The following is a 15896-nucleotide window of genomic DNA, read 5'->3' on the forward strand; positions in this document are numbered from 1 at the left end:
CCAGGCTACTAGGAAGGCCTCACCAGATCCGGGTGCCGGGCACCTTGAGGTTCGTGGTGGCCCACGCTTGAGCAGCCGGCACCTGCACCAGCGTCTGCTCTGGATAGCGCAGAGCGGTCAGTGAACCACCGAAGACGCAAGCAGTGTCGATGCACATCGTGTTGTTGATCCACACCGCCTCGCTGACGGGAGTGTGCCCGTAGATGATCATCGCTTCGCCGGTGTACTCCAGCTCCCAGGAGCGCCGTACTGGGTAGCCTTCTGCGGTCCTGGCTCCGGTGGTGTCCCCGTAGAGGGCCATTGCCCGCACTCGTCCGTCTGTGCGGCCCACGTGGTGCTCTTTTAGCCCGGCGTGGACAACGATCAGGCGGCCGCCGTCCATCAGTAGATAGAACGGCAAGGATTCGAGGAATTGCCGTGCCTCTTCGACGAAACCAGGATCGTTCAGAGCAGCCAGTTCTTCCATCGTCTCGCTGAGTCCGTGAGAGAAGCTCACGTCATTTCCGGCGAGGGCTCGGGCGAGTTTGTCATCGTGATTGCCGCGGACGACCAACGCGTCGCCGGCGGTAACCATTCCCATCACCAGCCTCAGTACCGCCGCAGATTCGGGACCGCGGTCGGTGAGGTCACCCACGAAAACCGCGGTGCGTCCGGATGGTGGTGGGCGGATGTGGGAAAGGGGGGCGTCGTCAAGCGAGTAACCGAGTTGTGTGAGCAACTCGATGAGCTCAGCGAAACACCCGTGCACGTCCCCAATGATGTCGTAGGGGGCGGGCACGGGTGAGTCGACGAACATGTGGCTATTCAGCCACCGGGGAGTGCTCGATCGGCGCAACCGCTACAGCGCGCGGATCACTGATCTCAAAACGCTTCGCAGCGTCCGCAGCCAGTGATTTATCGATCTTGCCCTCGCGGGCCAGGCCTGCCAGCGCTGCGACAACTACCGACTCGGCATCGGTGTTGAAGTAACGACGGGCAGCCTCGCGGGTGTCGGAGAAACCGAAACCATCGCAACCGAGCGTGGTGTAGTCGCCCGGGACCCACTGACGGATCTGCTCCGGCAGCGCCTTCATGTAGTCCGTGACGGCGATGAACGGGCCGTCTGCGTCCTCCAGGACACGCTGCACGTACGGGCGTTCAATGAACTCACCCGGATTGCGCAGTGCCTCAGTTTCGCGGGACAGGCCGTCACGGGCCAGTTCGTTCCACGAGGTGACGGAGTAGATCGACGACGGGATCTTGTAGTCCTCGGCGAGGATGTCGCGGGCCTTGAGCGCAGCCTGCATTCCGATGCCCGAGGCGAGCAGGTTCACGTGGTTCTCGCCCTCGGTGACCTCGAACGGGTAGATGCCCTTATGCAGACCCTCGATGTCGAGGTTCTCCGGCTGTGCCGGCTGCGGGGTCGGCTCGTTGTAGACGGTGAGGTAGTAGATGACGTTCTCACCACGGCCCTCGCCGTACATGCGGTCGATGCCTTCACGGACCAGGTGCGCAACCTCGTAACCGAACGCCGGGTCGTAGGACACGACCGACGGGTTGGTAGCAGCCAGGACCGGGGAGTGGCCGTCCATGTGCTGCAGGCCCTCACCGGTCAGGGTGGTGCGGCCGGCAGTGGCGCCAACGAGGAAGCCACGAGTTAGCTGATCTGCTGCAGCCCACATGGAGTCGCCGGTGCGCTGGAAACCGAACATCGAGTAGAAGATGTAGACCGGAATCATGACCTCGCCGTGGGTGGCGTAGGACGAACCGACAGCCGCGAACGAACCCATCGAGCCAGCCTCGGAGATGCCCTCATGGAGGATCTGGCCTTCGGTCGACTCGCGGTAGGACAGCATCAGGTCAGCGTCGACCGGAGTGTAGTTCTGGCCCAGCGGGTTGTAGATCTTCAGCGTGGAGAACCACGAGTCCAGGCCGAAGGTACGTGCCTCGTCCGGGATAATCGGGACGATACGGTCGCCGATGCCGTCGACCTTGAGCATCTCGCGGAGGGCTCGGACCAAGGCCATCGTGGTAGCTACACCCTGCTTGCCGGCGCCCTTGAGCAGCGACTTCATGACGTCCTCGGTAGCCGGGACGGTCAGCGGCGAGTACTCAACACGGCGCGCCGGAAGCGCACCACCGAGCTCCTTGCGGCGCTCCTTGAGGTAGCGAATCTCTTCGGCGTCTTCACCGGGGTTGTAGTACGGCGGCAGGTAGGGATCCTTGTCGAGCTCCTCATCGGTGATCGGGATGTCCTGCTTGTCGCGGAACTGCTTGAGGTCGTCCAGGGTCAGCTTCTTCATCTGGTGGGTCGCGTTGCGGCCCTCGAAGTTGTGGCCCAGGCCGTAGCCCTTGACGGTGTGCGCCAGGATGACGGTGGGCTGCCCCTTAGTCTCCAGAGCGGCCTTGTAGGCGGCGTAAATCTTGCGGTAGTCGTGGCCGCCGCGGCGCAGCTCCCACAGCTCCTCGTCAGACCAGTTCTCGATCAGCTTCGCAACGCGCGGGTCGCGGTTGAAGAAGTGCTCACGGACGAAGGCACCGTCGTTTGCCTTGAAGGTCTGGTAGTCACCATCTGAGGTGCGGTTCATCAGATCGACGAGTGCACCTTCCTTGTCGGCTTCGATGAGCTTGTCCCATTCGCGGCCCCACACGACCTTGATGACGTTCCAGCCTGCGCCGCGGAAGAAGCTCTCGAGCTCCTGGATGATCTGGCCGTTGCCTCGCACCGGGCCGTCCAGACGCTGCAGGTTGCAGTTGACGACGAAGGTGAGGTTGTCAAGCTTGTTCAGTGCAGCGATCTGCAGCAGACCACGTGACTCAGGCTCATCCATCTCGCCGTCACCGAGGAAGGCCCACACGTGCTGATCGGTCGTGTCCTTGATGCCGCGGTCATTGATGTACTTGTTGAAACGAGCCTGGTAGATCGCGTTCATTGGGCCCAGGCCCATGGACACGGTGGGGAATTCCCAGAAGTCCGGCAGACCATGCGGGTGCGGGTAGGACGGCAAGCCGCGCTCTTGGGAGACTTCCTGGCGGAAGGCGTCCAGGTCATGCTCGTTGAGGCGACCCTCCAAGAAGGCGCGCGCATACATGCCCGGCGAGGCGTGTCCCTGGTAGAAGATCTGGTCACCGCCGCCGGCGTGGTCCTTGCCGCGGAAGAAGTGGTTGAAACCCACCTCATACAGCGGCGCGGACGATGCATATGACGAGATGTGACCGCCGACGCCGACCCCCGGGCGCTGCGCACGGTGCACCATCACCGCAGCATTCCAGCGCATCCACTTGCGGTAGCGACGCTCGATGTCCTCATCGCCCGGGAATTCCGGTTCGATCGAGGTGGGGATGGTGTTGACGTAATCGGTGGACGTCAACGACGGAAGCGGGACGCGCTTCGCGGTAGCCCGCTCCAACAGACGGAGCATGAGGAAACGCGCGCGCTCGGGCCCGGCTTCCTCCAAGAGACCGTCGAGCGACTCCAGCCATTCTTGAGTTTCTTCCGGGTCGTTGTCATTGAGGTATGCGGCGACACCGTCGCGGATTAGCGCGACATTGGTGTCGTCGGAAAAACGGTCGGCCGAGTCAGCCATTGGGGGTTCCTCCGGGGGCTCTACATTGTGGTCCGTGTGGGCCGGATAAACGGTGTTCGCAGTCCAGGCACACCCAACCTTACGTTCGACACGGGCACTCTTGCAGATTGCATTCGCACCCAATTGTTAGCTGATTGTAACTACGCAGGTGATAGCAGTGAATCTTTGTGAACGGCAGTCAGCTACCGCTGTTCTACAGGGTGAACTCGACGTCACAGGAGTGTCACGGACTGCCCATGAAAGGGGTGCGTTCATCGCCTTTTCAGGGAAGATCCTGAGGATGGCCTATGGATTGCGGCCGGGAAAATGTAGAGTGCCCACTGAGCACTGAAAAACTCTCGAAGCTTCAACTCTCGGCATTAGCGCTGGGGGAGTCGCTTTAAGTTCTGAGGAGGACAAAAGACGTGGACGACGCCTCGGGCGCTGCCAGGCGGATCATCGAACTACTGGGCATCAGCAAGGATTCGCTGGTCCAGGAAATCGGGTGGGACGACGATTCAAATACTTCGGTCAGTGAGGCCGTCGAGACATTCCTCGGAGAGGATCTCCTGGACGAGGACACCGACGAGGTCGTGGACGCAGTATTGTATTGGTACCGCGACGAGGACGGCGATCTTGTCGACCACCTCGTGGACATCACGCGTCCTCTTTCGGATGAGGGCTTCGTGTGGCTGCTGACTCCTGCCGCCGGAACACACGGCTCCGTCGACGCTGGCACGATCGCTGAGTCCGCTCAGCTGGCTGGCCTGACGGGCACGTCTACTGCACGCCTGGGGGATTGGCAGGGCACCTGCCTGGTCCCGCGTGGAGTGAAGCGTCAGTGATTTCCTGATTTCAGGATCTTGTTGCTAGAGTTTGCTGGTGATTCCGCTCGCCTCCTTGGTGGACGGAGATCATCTTCGCGGAGATAGCTCAGTGGTAGAGCTCTGGTTTTACACACCAGCGGTCGGGGGTTCGAAACCCTCTCTCCGCACAACGTCCCTATCAGGTGTTTTTCTGAAGCCTGGTAGGGATTTTTGCTGTTTTAGGCTTGATTTCGCCGGGTTGTGGGTGGCCGTTTGGGGTTGCTGGTGTGTGGGGGAGGCGTTCATTGAACGTAAAAAGCCCCCCGCGTGAACCGAACATTCACCGGAGGGCATGACCGCTAATTAGGAGCGGATTTCATGCAGAATAACCCGAACTTCACCGCGTTTCAACTGGTCGCAGCCACTCAATCAGTGCTGCACAACGCCGAACGCCTAAAAGACCTCGCCGCGCTGGTCAATGACGTTGACCTTCACCGCGTCGCTGAGTCTCTAGAGGCCGTCGCTGGTCGTATGCAGGCTAAGGCCGATGAGTACGCACCTATCGCGCTGTATCCGGTTGATGTGATCTCCCCGGAACCTGCGCCGTATGCGCCTCACACAAGCCCTATCCCGTACATCCTCACGGACGAGGTGGCCTAATGCGCTACACGACTTTGAACGATGTTCGGGACTATGAAGTCATCCCCGCTCTTGGTGAGTATGCAGCCGATTACGACGTGGATGCGATAGCGGCTGAGGTGTCTCGCTGGGAGGCGGATCTGTATCCGGGTACGTCGGTGGCGAATGCTGCTACGGCGGGGTTTGTGGTTGTCGAAGACAACTGGGAGTTCTGGGACACGGTGCAGCGGCACGCGCTGGACTCTCTCTAAGGTCACGTAGTCCGGTATCCCACCCTTACCTAGCGGTGGGGTCTACCGGGCCGTATATGGCCTTCACAGCGGTGTTTGTGGGGGCGATATACGTTGCGTGACTCTCAGGGTCCAGGGCGTATCTGCTCATGAATTAAGGGGCGTTCATCGTGGTGGCGAAGGAAAAAACCACCACTCTATTTTTCACCTAGAAAGTGAGGTTTCGGGGCCGTCTTTTGCAGAGTCCGGCCTGCCAAAACAGATAGACCTGCCACGGCGTTAAAGTGCTACGTCTCCCTAGCCGTGAGGGAGCACCGTTGTCAGAGTCGCTATCTGGCACGGTGTTCGGACGTTCCCGTGACTCTCCAGGGGTGGAGGCCGGGGTAGTTCGGCATGGGTTGATGTCATTGTGTAGCGGAAACTGTGGTGTGACCATGGGAGGACATAGGGGGTTAGGGCTTTGGGGCCGTTAGGTCTCGATGTTCTTTGCGGCTACGTGGTCCACTATCAAGCAGTTAGTTCACTGTCAATGATATGTGACGAACAACACACTTAAATAAGTAGACTTAGGTAACGCTAAGTGGTAAGGTTTCGATATCACATGTGAGTGTGATGTGCAATTTGAGTAACTGAACAGCGTAAATACAGTAACCGACCTGGGTGGCCAGGGTCGGCGGCGTAGCCACACGCCGAGCACATTGGCCTCAGAACATCTAAGAGAAGGAGAAGGACTTGGAAGAAGACTACAAGGAGTACCTAGGCGGCATTCCGGTGCATCCTGTCGCCTCACTGTTCCCGATGGCAGACGATGATGTGCTCCAGGGGCTAGCAGAGGACATCAAGCAGAACGGTCTGCGCGAGCCGATTGTGACGGTTCATAACGGTGGTCGTGCTGATAATGTGATTGTTGTTGATGGGCGTAATCGTTTTCGGGCTTGCGAGTTGGCTGGTGTTGAGCCTGTTTTTACGAAAATGAGGGCGCTGGATAATGCTTCGCTCGAATATGGCGCGGAGGACATTACGGATGAGTCGTTGTCGAAGTGGATCATCTCCCATAACTTGCACCGCAGGCACCTAACCGCATCGCAACGCGCCATGATCGCAGAGGGGTACCAGGAGCAGTTCCGAGCAGCCGCTGAACTGCGAATGAAGGCAGGCAAAAAGCACAACCCTACGGAAACTTTTCCGCAGGGTTCGGTGGCAGATCAGGCGGGGGAACTGTTCGGGGTGTCTGGCAGGTCGGTTCGGGACGCTAGTTATGTGAAGCGGAACGCGCCGGAGCGGGTGGAGGACGTTAGGGCGGGGCGTGTGTCTGTGTCCGCAGCGGCGAAGGAGGCACGGAACCGGGATAAGTTCACCAACACCGGCGAATCACGGCCATACGACAACGTAGACCCCGGAGACTTCGAACAGCGATCCAAAGCACGATCAAGCTACATCCCCACCGAGGAGGAGTTGGACGCGTTCAAATGGTCCGGGAGTCCGTTGGATATCGAAACTTCCTACATGACCAAGTGTCGCCACAGCACACGATCTCTCGCGGCGCTAGCAAAGTTCGCCGAGGAGCACCCCGAATCTATCCGCCTCGAAACGCTAGATGCGCTTCAGGATCAGTTGGATCAGATTCGACGCATAGCAGAGACCGGGACACGTGAAGTTCCTGTTGGGGGCAATATAGTTCCGTTCAGGAACATGGGCGGGGCCGAGATTATCGACGCTGTTTAGAACGCAAATACCTACGCCAAGGAGGGCGATACCACTGGAGACAGAACACCTGGAGAACATCGAACTAGCACACGATCACGCTGAATTATCACGATCAGCGCTAACCAACCGATTAACACCCACCTACAACGAGCAGCGCCCCGTATATGGGGCACCAGCAGGAGCGCCACTGAACCTAGGGATGCTCGCACTAGCAGATAACACCACAGCATCGCTGTGGGCCGTCTGCTACTGGTTTGAGCGCTACGGCGGCACTGAGAAGGCCCCTAGGCGGCACGTGTGGCTACGCCGAACACCAGCAGGGCTGGAATGCCTAGGGTCAAGATCAACCGGCCTAGGTCATGCCGAGTGCGTCCAATGGTTACGGCGCAACTGGGACGAGATCCAGGCAATTGTTGAGCAGTCGCCATTGATGGAATTGCCCCTTGATCGTCTAGCCGGGGTAGTCGCAGAACATGAGAAGGTATGGGGGCTGAGCATTCAGGAGCCGGTATGGATTGACCGGGAGGCGGCAGCGGCGATGAAGTCAGACCGAACAATTCGACGTTGGTCGCAGAAGAAATTGATTAGGTCGCGGGTCGCCTGTGATGGGCGAAAGGAGTATCGACAATCGGATATTGCTAAAAGGGTTGGATTATCGGCGGCGGTGTAAATGGCCACCCCCTTGTTACAATTTAGGTGTAGGCAGTTTTTGATCGGGCTGCTTATGTCTCCGGGTTGGTTTCGTTGATATTCTGATCTCTCCTTCGCGAAGGGGAGCGCCTGTGGTCGTGGCTGGCTGCAGGCGCTCTTTTTTGTGCCGGAGTAGACAGGCATGGGGCGACATTGGCTGACTGGGGGCATAGGAAAAATGAATGGAGAGCAGGAGAAATGAGCATTGCGAAGATGAAGTCGCGTCGTTATCACGTGCCTAGGGCGTGTGGTCATATGACGGCGGCGAAGAGGTTCCACCCGGAGATGAGCGCCGAGGCCGAACGGCAGTTGCGGGTTGCGCGTGCAATGAAAGCAATCGTCGATATGCACGAGTTTGTTCCGGGTTTGAGCGATACGGAGAGGCGTGTATTTCTGGATGCGGTTCGGGAGTTTCCGCGTGTACCGGAGGTGGAACTGTAATGGCGATGAAGGTGAAGGCGCGGCGCAAGGATCGGACGAGCCGGTACGATACGCCGATTGTTTATGTTCAGATCGGGCCGACTAGTACGCGGTTGACGGAGTACGAGGCTCGGAATCTGTATATGGAGTTGAATAGTATTTACGGCGGTGATGCCGGTATTGAAGGGGGATCTTATGGCGGAGGTTCGGGGAACTGAGCGTTTTACTAAAGCGCCGGTGGCGTTGATTGATTTGATGCAGGCGGGGGTGATTAAGCCTACGTCGTATGCGTTGTGGCATGTGCTGTGGTCGTTTTCGGATAGTGAGCGCCGGGAGTGTTTTCCGGCGCGTGAGACGTTGGCTAATCGTCTTGGTCTGGCTAAGGCCGCATCGGTTGATAAGTATCTGGATGAACTTGTTGAGGCGGGTTTGGTCGTGAAGTTTGGCCGTGGCGGTGGGGGTAAGCAGTCCTCAAATGGGTACCGCCTTGTGGCTAAGGTGTCCCCGAATGGGGATAGCGGGGGAAATGATGTTTGTGCAGGTGGTGAGCAGTCCCCAAATGGGGATAGCACAATAACGCCTGGTCAGCAGCAGTCCCCAAATGGGGATAGTAGCAGTCCCCAAATGGGGATAGCAGCAGTCCCCAAAACGGGACACGAACAAGAACCACTTAACAATAACCAACTAACAAGAACCAATATCTCTCCAAACCGTTCCGGTTCGGAGCGTATGGCCGATGAGAAAAAGAGCAGCGATGAGGAGATCACGCCCATGGCTATTCCGACTGACTGGGTTCCCAATGAGCAGCACGCGGCACGCATGGACGAGTTGAATTTCAGCGATGAACTTATGGCCGGGACGGTCACTGCGTTCTATCAACGTTTCGATGATCCTGAGATTCTTTCCACTGACTGGGACAAGAAATTTGGGTGGTGGATCAATGCGGTTAATCGCAATCCTGAGATTGTCGCGTGGACTGAGAACATGATCGCGTAACTTTACGCAACCGTAGGTAACGCATTCTAAGCGAATATAAACCCTAAACCATACACATACACCAAAAACGAATAAAAACCCGCCTATGACACCCCTAGGGGCGTTTATGGGCATCATGGAACGAACTAGAGGAGAACAAAGATGAGCAACACCAACGAAAACACCATTCCGACCCCGGCTGAGGTCGCTGGAATGCAGAAATCAACCGCAATCACCTACTGGGATAACCGCCCGGACGATCACGACACAGAGACTATCTACTACACACCAACGAAAATTGATCGGGAGTCCCCGGCCTTTAAGGAGTTCGCAGAGGCTATGGAAATTCTGTTTGATCATGCTGACACTAAGCGAAAAGCGGTCATTGAAGCCTGCTGGGGTGAAATCGGCACGGGTCTAATTAACGATGATCTTGACGCGATTGTCTACGCGGGGGGTAAGTAAGTTGAGTGAATGGCAGGCAGCAGAGACTGCAGACAATACCGCCGAGACCACCGAGGCTGTCGAAGAGCAGGTTACCGAGGACAATCTCGAGCCGGAGCAGGACAACGCTAAATCCGAAATCCGCTACCGCAAACGCGCACAGGCCGCCGAAGCAAGCCTGGAAACAGCGCAGACCACCATCGCGGAACTGCAATCCACCATCGTGGCAATGGTGGCAGAAAAAGCCGGGATCAACCCGAAAGTCCTTGACCTCACCGAGCAGGCATGGGTCACCGAAACCGGCAATATCGACCAGGATGCACTACAGGCAGCACTGGCAGAGACAGCCTCAATGGTCGGAATTAAACCTATACGCAAACCGGCACCGGTTGCCACGCTGGGCACGCAATCATCGCCCGGTGGCGGCACGCTAACGCTGGCCGACGCATACCGGCATGCTACATCGTCCTAAGTGATCACCTCACACCAAATGTATTGTTGGTGTGGGGGAATGGCTTATGGATTCTCGCCGTGCGAGATCATAGACCAACCGGAGCAATAATATAATTGCCAGGGAGTAATACGCAGTGCGTATCCCCTGAATAGAACTATTAAACTTTCAAGCAATTAAAACGAGGTAAAAACATATGACTACTTTGAGCACCACTACCGCTACCGCTAACCACATTCTGCCCCCGGAGTTCGGCTCGCTGATTCAGCGTCCAATTGAGGCTGAATCCGTGGCAATGAATCCAGCCGTGGCGACCACCGTCACCGCTAATGCGCATGAGCTTCACATTCCTATTCTCGATACTGATGTGACTGTTGACTGGGCCGAAGAAGGCGCAGAACTGGATTCGACTAATCCTACGATGGACCAGTTGCAGATTGACTTCAAGAAGATTGGTGGTGTGAACGCGCTCACACGTGAGATGATGGACGATTCATCTCCGAAGGCCTCTGAGATCATCACTACCGGACTGGCACGGCAGATCGTCGCCGGTATCGACAAGGCATTCTTTACTGACCTTTCCGCCGATAACCCGCAGGCACCAAAGGGGCTGGCACACATCACCCCGACCGAGGTCACCGGCGATCTGCTGAACCTCGATGTCTTCGCCGATTCTTTGGCAGCGGCTCAGGCAGAAGGGGCAGCACCTACCGCGTTCATCCTGGCCCCGGCGGATATGCTGACCCTCCGTAAGTTGAAGCTCGCAGACGCGCATAACGCCCCGCTGCTGGGAACTGACCCGGCTGTACCGGGTAGTACTACCGTGTTCGGTGTGCCGGTCATTACGAGCAAGTACATCACCGCCGGTGAAGGCTACGCGCTTGATTCGCGTGATGTTCTTGTTGCTCAGCGTCAGAACCTGGAATTGGCGATCAATGACTCTTACTACTTCACGAGTGATCGTATTGCAGTGCGTGCAACTGCTCGCATTGGCTTTGGCTTCCCGACTGAGAAGAAGATCGTCCGAATGACCTTTGCTGGTGGTGAGTGATCTTGTTCACTGTTGAAGAGTTCACCACATATGCGGCGATGCACCCGGACGAGATGGACGAGGCACGGCTACGACTAATGACGCGTGAGGCAGTTGCCCTAGTGCATTCTGTGGTGGGGCAATGGCCGGTAGGCACTACCGATGTGGTTCAGGTTGTTGTGCTACGGGCAGTCTCACGTGCGTACCTGTCCACTCAGATCGACGGTGCATCGACTACTCAGGCCAGCGCGGGGCCGTTCTCACAGACTGTGACCTACTCAGGTTCCGGTGGGGTGTACCTCACTAAGGCTGACCGGCTGCTGTTGCGTTCATCCTGTGGTGTGCATCGACGGGCGTACATGGTTGACCTAGCGGCATAGCCACCCCCGCGCAATCTGCACCCCCTTTGGCTGTGCCCCCCCACCACGGCACGCACTAGCCACCACCCCCATACACCGCCCCACAAGGGCCGTACACGGGGGTAGGCGGGGCGTGTAGGGGTAGGTGAGGGCATGAGGCTGATCGTCGTGTGTGAGTGTTTGCATCTCGGACTGAGCGGCCACTGACACTAAGCATCGCAGCCGCCTGCTCTGCCGATTCCTTAGTTCTGTCTTTCCGCGCCAGTTCCGGCAAATTTGCCACAACTGGCGAATCATCGTGACGAGAGACATTTCCGCGCTGAACCGCCTCGATCTGTCGTTGCTTGGCTGCTGACTCCAACAACTCCAAAAAATCAGTAGCAACACACGCACGCTGCGACGCACTCAAATGCCGACGATGCAAACCAATCAATGCACGTTGAATAACATTGCAAACAATTGCAATTCTATTAATGCGCATTGAAACACAAACAAAACGCAATCAATGAGTGAGTATGTGCGCTCATGGCATTGGGCGTTAATCACGAGTCGGTGAAGGCAGCGGTTGATGGTGCGGAAAATGTTCAAAGTGGACAAAATCCGCACCCCGCCCCTGATCTGGTAAGGCAACCCAAGCAGGCCACCCCGACACCAGCACCACCCACATGCCAGCATCACCGCCCGAGAACCTGAACCGACGGCACCCGTTCCCGTTCATGGCGACTAGGTACGCGGCGTAGCGAGTGAGGCGGTAGTTCTGCCTCTTAGGTCCGCGATTGCCCGAAACTTCAGGCGCGTCCCTAAAGTTCTTTCCAACGTCAACGCCTTGTACATCGGCGCTGATAGTCGCCCGTTCTACAGCGGACTTCGCGTCAAACCATCGCGCATATCCGAGCAGTGGCATCAAGTCCCGAGCTGACCACCACACACCACCCATCAACACCACACCACCAACCAAAAGCAGGTGGTCCAAATGGATCACCTGAACCAACCCATCAAACGAATAGAGAACAATCATTCACAAATAACTAAGCACGACCTAACCAGCCAAGCTAAGGCAAACCATACCCGGGGGGTGAACCCCCTCCCCGCCATTCCGCTACCCCGACGGGCATACAGTCTCACCCCGTACGGGTTCCAGGGCTTTTGGGGGGTACTTGGGTATGGGTGGGGGCTTAAAAGTCGCTGTATGGGCCGTACAGGGCGTTTTTGCTGGTCGTGGGGTTGGGGGTGGTGGTTTTCCCCGGAATTGGGGTTTTCCGTTGGTGCAGGTGAATGGGCGTGAGTCGTAACGCTCTAGGGGTTTTCCTGCTCTTTCGGGTTCATTGCCAAGTGTTCAGAGTAAGCGTCACGCAACCCCGGTTCACGAGTCGTAAGAATCTTCTTAGCCTCGGTCCAGTCCATCGCGCCGAAACGTGCATATCTCTCGGTAGTTCGGATCGCTTCATGCCCGAGGAACTGCTTCACTGTCTCCAGTGAAATGCCGTCTTGCATCATCCAGGACGCGGCGGTGTGCCGGAGATCCTGTAGGCGTACAGATCCGACGGGCTGCCCGTTGACAGTCGCTAACCGGCACGATGCGGACCATTCCCTCCGTACCACGTCGGCGCTGAACGGCCTGTTCCCCTGAGACGTGAATATCAGTCCAGATACGGGCAGAGGCTTATCTATGTACTCAACACCAACAGCAGGTGTGCCGGGGTAGTTGCCTTCATGCCGCGCTTCATGGAGAGCAGTTCTCGCCATAGGTGAAATAGGCACGCTTCGGTTCTGGTGATTCTTCACGTCTTTGATCTGGCGAGTAGATTCGTTGTAAGCGCGGGTGACCTGAATCAGATCATTGGAAAAATCCACATCCTCCCAGTGCAGTGCCCGTAGTTCCCCTAGCCTCAAGCCGGTGGATACGAGTATTTCCGCTACTCTCCGCGAGTACCCGGTGTGGGGTAGTGACCGCGTGATTGCGTTGAACTGGTCGCGGGTTATGTACCTGTCCGGTGATCGTCCGGGCGACGGTAGGGGAATACCTTTCGCTGGGTTTATGCTGATGAGTCCTCGACGTATAGCGCGGTCGAAGATCATTTTCGCGGTAGCCATAGTGTGCCCAATGCTGTTGGGTGAGTAACCATCCTCGATCAAGTCAGTGACGAAATCCTCCATGGTTTCGGCGGTGATCGACTTGACTGGCTTATCTCCGAGCCGAGGGTTCAGCCGCGCATTAAGGTGCGTTTCGTTGCTCTTTCGTGTCGATGCTGCGACTCTTCCACGGGTCTTCATCCAGTCCGCTGCAACATCACGGAATGCCGGATTGTCCGACGGGTCATGCCCTGCGAGTGCGACGGCCGCTGCGTCTTGTGCCTGTTTTTTGGTTGCCCATGACCCGGCACCGTGACGTTTGCCGTCATCGGTCCTGTACCGGGCCTGCCACTTCCCGGATGCCGTCTGTTCTGCCCATGAGGTCGCCATACGGCCGATTTTAGGCGGGTGGTGTGTCTTAGGTCGAGATTGGGGCGTTTTAGGTCTATGGTTGTCCTTGTGGGTGGCATTGCAGCATGTGCTGTATCTCTTGTTCAGGACTTTTTCTAAGGTGTTGACCTGGGTAGAGTGATGGTGTAACGTCTCTTTTAGCTTCTTTTACACACCAGCGGTCGGGGGTTCGAAACCCTCTCTCCGCACCATCTGAAGAAGCCACGGTGCGTTAATTCGCCCGTGGCTTTTCTCATGTCCGGCACCGATTGTGAGCACCGATGCACCCTTTCCACCAGCGTGCCCTTGGCCTGACGCTGGGTTTTGCCGCAGACCGTGTCTTTGGGGATCCGGCGAAACATCATCCGGTCGCGTGGTTCGGCACGTGTGCTTCCGTTGTGGAGCGGGCGATCTACTCCGACTCACGTAGCCGCGGTGCTCTCTATGCGGGTGTGTTGATTGTGCCGGTGGTGGGTGCGGGAATGGGCGTCGGGAAGCGCTTTCCGGTTTTTTCCCTTGCGGTGACCACCTGGGCGGCGCTTGGAGGCACGACGCTGGCGCATACGGGGGAGCGCATGGCGCGGCGCCTCGATGAGGCGCGTGACAACCCCTCGCTTATCGACGCCCCCCGCTCCCTCATCCCATGGCTCTGCTCTAGGGACCCCTCCGCACTGGGGTTGGACGACATGGCGCGAGCGACGGTGGAATCCCTCGCTGAGAACACCTCTGATGCGGTGACTGGAACCCTGGTGTGGGGCGCGGTGGCAGGGACGCCTGGAGTGCTGCTGCACCGGTGCGCGAACACTCTCGATGCGATGGTGGGATACCGGACGGTGCGGTACACCAACTTTGGCTGGGCCTCTGCAAAGGTCGATGACGCGGTGAACTGGCTGCCGGCGAGGATCACAGGTCTTGCAACGGCGCTCGTGGGGCCGAAGCGGACTGAGGCGGTACGGGCCTGGCGAAGGGACGCCTCGGCGCACCCAAGCCCGAATGCGGGGATCCCAGAGGCAACCGCTGCCGGGGCACTGGGGCTGCAGTTGGGAGGTGTGACCAGGTACGCCGAGCGCACTGAACACCGTCCGACGATGGGGGCGGGGCGTGCGCCGGAGGTCTCAGACGTGCGCCGGATGGTGCGGCTGACTCGCCGGGTGCAGGCGGTCAGTCTTGGGCTGGTCGTCGGCGCGCTGTTGGCGCTGCCGCGTTAGAACCGTTCGCCGCGGTCGACGTAGCGGTTGTGCGACGAGGATCCATAGCGCTGCGCCATTCGCTGCGCGCGCCTTGCCTCTGTTGCATCCTGGTTGTCCTGCGTTTCCTCAGGGGTGGGAGTGTGCTCATCGTCGCCAGCGGAGGACACTCGAACCTTCTGCAGCGCGGCGATATGCTCCGCTTGCTCCTCCCGTTCACGGCGGCGCTCGCGGATCTCCGCGTACACGAACCACACCACGGCGGCTGGGGCAGCGATGCCGAAGAAGATCCACTGGATGCCATAGGAGAGGTACGGGCCGGACTCCAAGCTCGGCAACGGGATGTTTCTAAGGCCACCGGGCTGGTCGGAGTCGATGAGGACATAGTCCGGGTTTACTTCCTGGCCCGTCAGTTCGGTGAAGAGCTCGGAGTTGATGCCGTAAACCTGCGCCGGGTCACCCTCGATGGGGGCACGCTCTGGCATCATCTCGTCCTTGCGAGTGAAGCCCTGGATGGTCACCTGGCCGGAAGGCGCCGCGTCGTAATCCGGTACGTTGCCGTCTACTGGGTGCTCCCAGCCGCGGTTAACGAGGAAGACCGAGCCGTCAGTGGTCTCAAACGCGGTGAGGGCCTGCATGGCAGGGGACTGGTCCACTGGCCGGTTACGCAGGATTACCTCGTCCTCCGGCAGGTAATTTCCGGTGAGCGTGACTCGGCGCCACTCGTCTCCTGGGTCGACGGTCCCGTCGGCGTTGTAGATCGACGAGGCCGGCACGGGGTCTTCCTCGAAGGCGACGCGGAGCTGATCATTCCGGTTCTGCGTGGCCTCGTTCTTGCCCAACTGCCACGGAGCGAGCACGGTGAACGCGAAGTACGCGAAGATCAGGGCGAAGACGGCTGTCAGGACCCACCCAGGGGTCAGGAACTGGCGGATTCGGCTACTCACATC

At 58.3% G+C, this 15896-nt stretch carries 15 protein-coding genes and 1 tRNA gene; 12 read left to right on the plus strand and 4 right to left on the minus strand.

Annotated elements, in window-relative coordinates; genetic code table 11:
• Positions 1-19: 19 nt before the first annotated feature.
• Both prpE and aceE read right to left on the minus strand, forming a co-directional pair.
• Positions 20-796, minus strand: coding sequence for a bis(5'-nucleosyl)-tetraphosphatase PrpE (gene prpE / locus YWU_RS14355; protein ID WP_051259853.1), 777 nt, complete (start codon positions 794-796; stop codon positions 20-22).
• Positions 797-800: 4 nt separating this feature from the next.
• Positions 801-3566: a pyruvate dehydrogenase (acetyl-transferring), homodimeric type gene (aceE, locus tag YWU_RS0100855; RefSeq protein ID WP_027018983.1), complete on the minus strand. Its 2766-nt coding sequence runs from the start codon at positions 3564-3566 to the stop codon at positions 801-803.
• 404 nt (positions 3567-3970) lie between these two features.
• On the opposite strand from aceE, the gene YWU_RS0100860 reads away from it, so the two are divergent.
• The 11 genes from YWU_RS0100860 to YWU_RS14360 all read left to right on the plus strand — a co-directional run bounded on the left by YWU_RS0100860 (position 3971) and on the right by YWU_RS14360 (position 11317).
• Complete coding sequence (locus YWU_RS0100860; protein WP_027018984.1) at positions 3971-4390, plus strand: DUF3052 domain-containing protein; 420 nt, start codon at positions 3971-3973, stop codon at positions 4388-4390.
• Between the two features lie 77 nt (positions 4391-4467).
• A tRNA-Val gene (locus YWU_RS0100865) sits at positions 4468-4539 on the plus strand.
• 190 nt (positions 4540-4729) lie between these two features.
• Positions 4730-5011, plus strand: coding sequence for a hypothetical protein (locus YWU_RS0100870; protein WP_027018985.1), 282 nt, complete (start codon positions 4730-4732; stop codon positions 5009-5011).
• On the plus strand, positions 5011-5241 hold the full coding sequence (locus tag YWU_RS0100875) for a hypothetical protein (RefSeq protein ID WP_027018986.1): 231 nt from the start codon (positions 5011-5013) through the stop codon (positions 5239-5241). Before YWU_RS0100870 ends, YWU_RS0100875 begins: the two co-directional genes overlap by 1 nt.
• A gap of 711 nt (positions 5242-5952) precedes the next feature.
• Positions 5953-6945 carry a ParB/RepB/Spo0J family partition protein gene (locus tag YWU_RS0100880; RefSeq protein WP_027018987.1) on the plus strand — a complete coding sequence of 331 codons (993 nt, stop codon included), beginning with the start codon at positions 5953-5955 and terminating at the stop codon, positions 6943-6945.
• Between the two features lie 870 nt (positions 6946-7815).
• Positions 7816-8058: a hypothetical protein gene (locus YWU_RS0100890; RefSeq protein WP_027018989.1), complete on the plus strand. Its 243-nt coding sequence runs from the start codon at positions 7816-7818 to the stop codon at positions 8056-8058.
• A gap of 150 nt (positions 8059-8208) precedes the next feature.
• Complete coding sequence (locus YWU_RS17770) at positions 8209-9033, plus strand: helix-turn-helix domain-containing protein (protein WP_084141466.1); 825 nt, start codon at positions 8209-8211, stop codon at positions 9031-9033.
• 141 nt (positions 9034-9174) lie between these two features.
• Positions 9175-9477: a hypothetical protein gene (locus YWU_RS0100905; protein ID WP_027018992.1), complete on the plus strand. Its 303-nt coding sequence runs from the start codon at positions 9175-9177 to the stop codon at positions 9475-9477.
• 1 nt (position 9478) lies between these two features.
• Positions 9479-9928 (plus strand): hypothetical protein, encoded by a 450-nt coding sequence (locus tag YWU_RS0100910; RefSeq protein WP_027018993.1) that lies wholly within the window; start codon positions 9479-9481, stop codon positions 9926-9928.
• 175 nt (positions 9929-10103) lie between these two features.
• Complete coding sequence (locus tag YWU_RS0100915; RefSeq protein WP_027018994.1) at positions 10104-10958, plus strand: phage major capsid protein; 855 nt, start codon at positions 10104-10106, stop codon at positions 10956-10958.
• 2 nt (positions 10959-10960) lie between these two features.
• Positions 10961-11317, plus strand: coding sequence for a hypothetical protein (locus YWU_RS14360; protein WP_156892648.1), 357 nt, complete (start codon positions 10961-10963; stop codon positions 11315-11317).
• A 1275-nt stretch (positions 11318-12592) separates the two neighbouring features.
• On the opposite strand, the gene YWU_RS0100930 is transcribed toward YWU_RS14360, so the two are convergent.
• Positions 12593-13759 (minus strand): tyrosine-type recombinase/integrase, encoded by a 1167-nt coding sequence (locus YWU_RS0100930; RefSeq protein ID WP_027018995.1) that lies wholly within the window; start codon positions 13757-13759, stop codon positions 12593-12595.
• Between the two features lie 281 nt (positions 13760-14040).
• Here YWU_RS0100930 and YWU_RS0100935 point away from each other — a divergent pair, with 281 nt between their 5' ends.
• On the plus strand, positions 14041-14967 hold the full coding sequence (locus tag YWU_RS0100935; RefSeq protein WP_027018996.1) for a cobalamin biosynthesis protein CobD/CbiB: 927 nt from the start codon (positions 14041-14043) through the stop codon (positions 14965-14967).
• Here the strand turns inward: YWU_RS0100935 and YWU_RS0100940 are convergent.
• A complete protein-coding gene (locus tag YWU_RS0100940) occupies positions 14964-15893 on the minus strand; it encodes an SURF1 family cytochrome oxidase biogenesis protein (RefSeq protein WP_169718861.1) in 930 nt (309 codons plus the stop codon). The two genes, YWU_RS0100935 and YWU_RS0100940, sit on opposite strands and share 4 nt — an antisense overlap.
• Positions 15894-15896 lie beyond the last annotated feature (3 nt).

Origin of the sequence: Corynebacterium sputi DSM 45148, from assembly GCF_000427865.1 — a bacterium.
Classification (GTDB): Bacteria; Actinomycetota; Actinomycetes; order Mycobacteriales; family Mycobacteriaceae; genus Corynebacterium; species Corynebacterium sputi.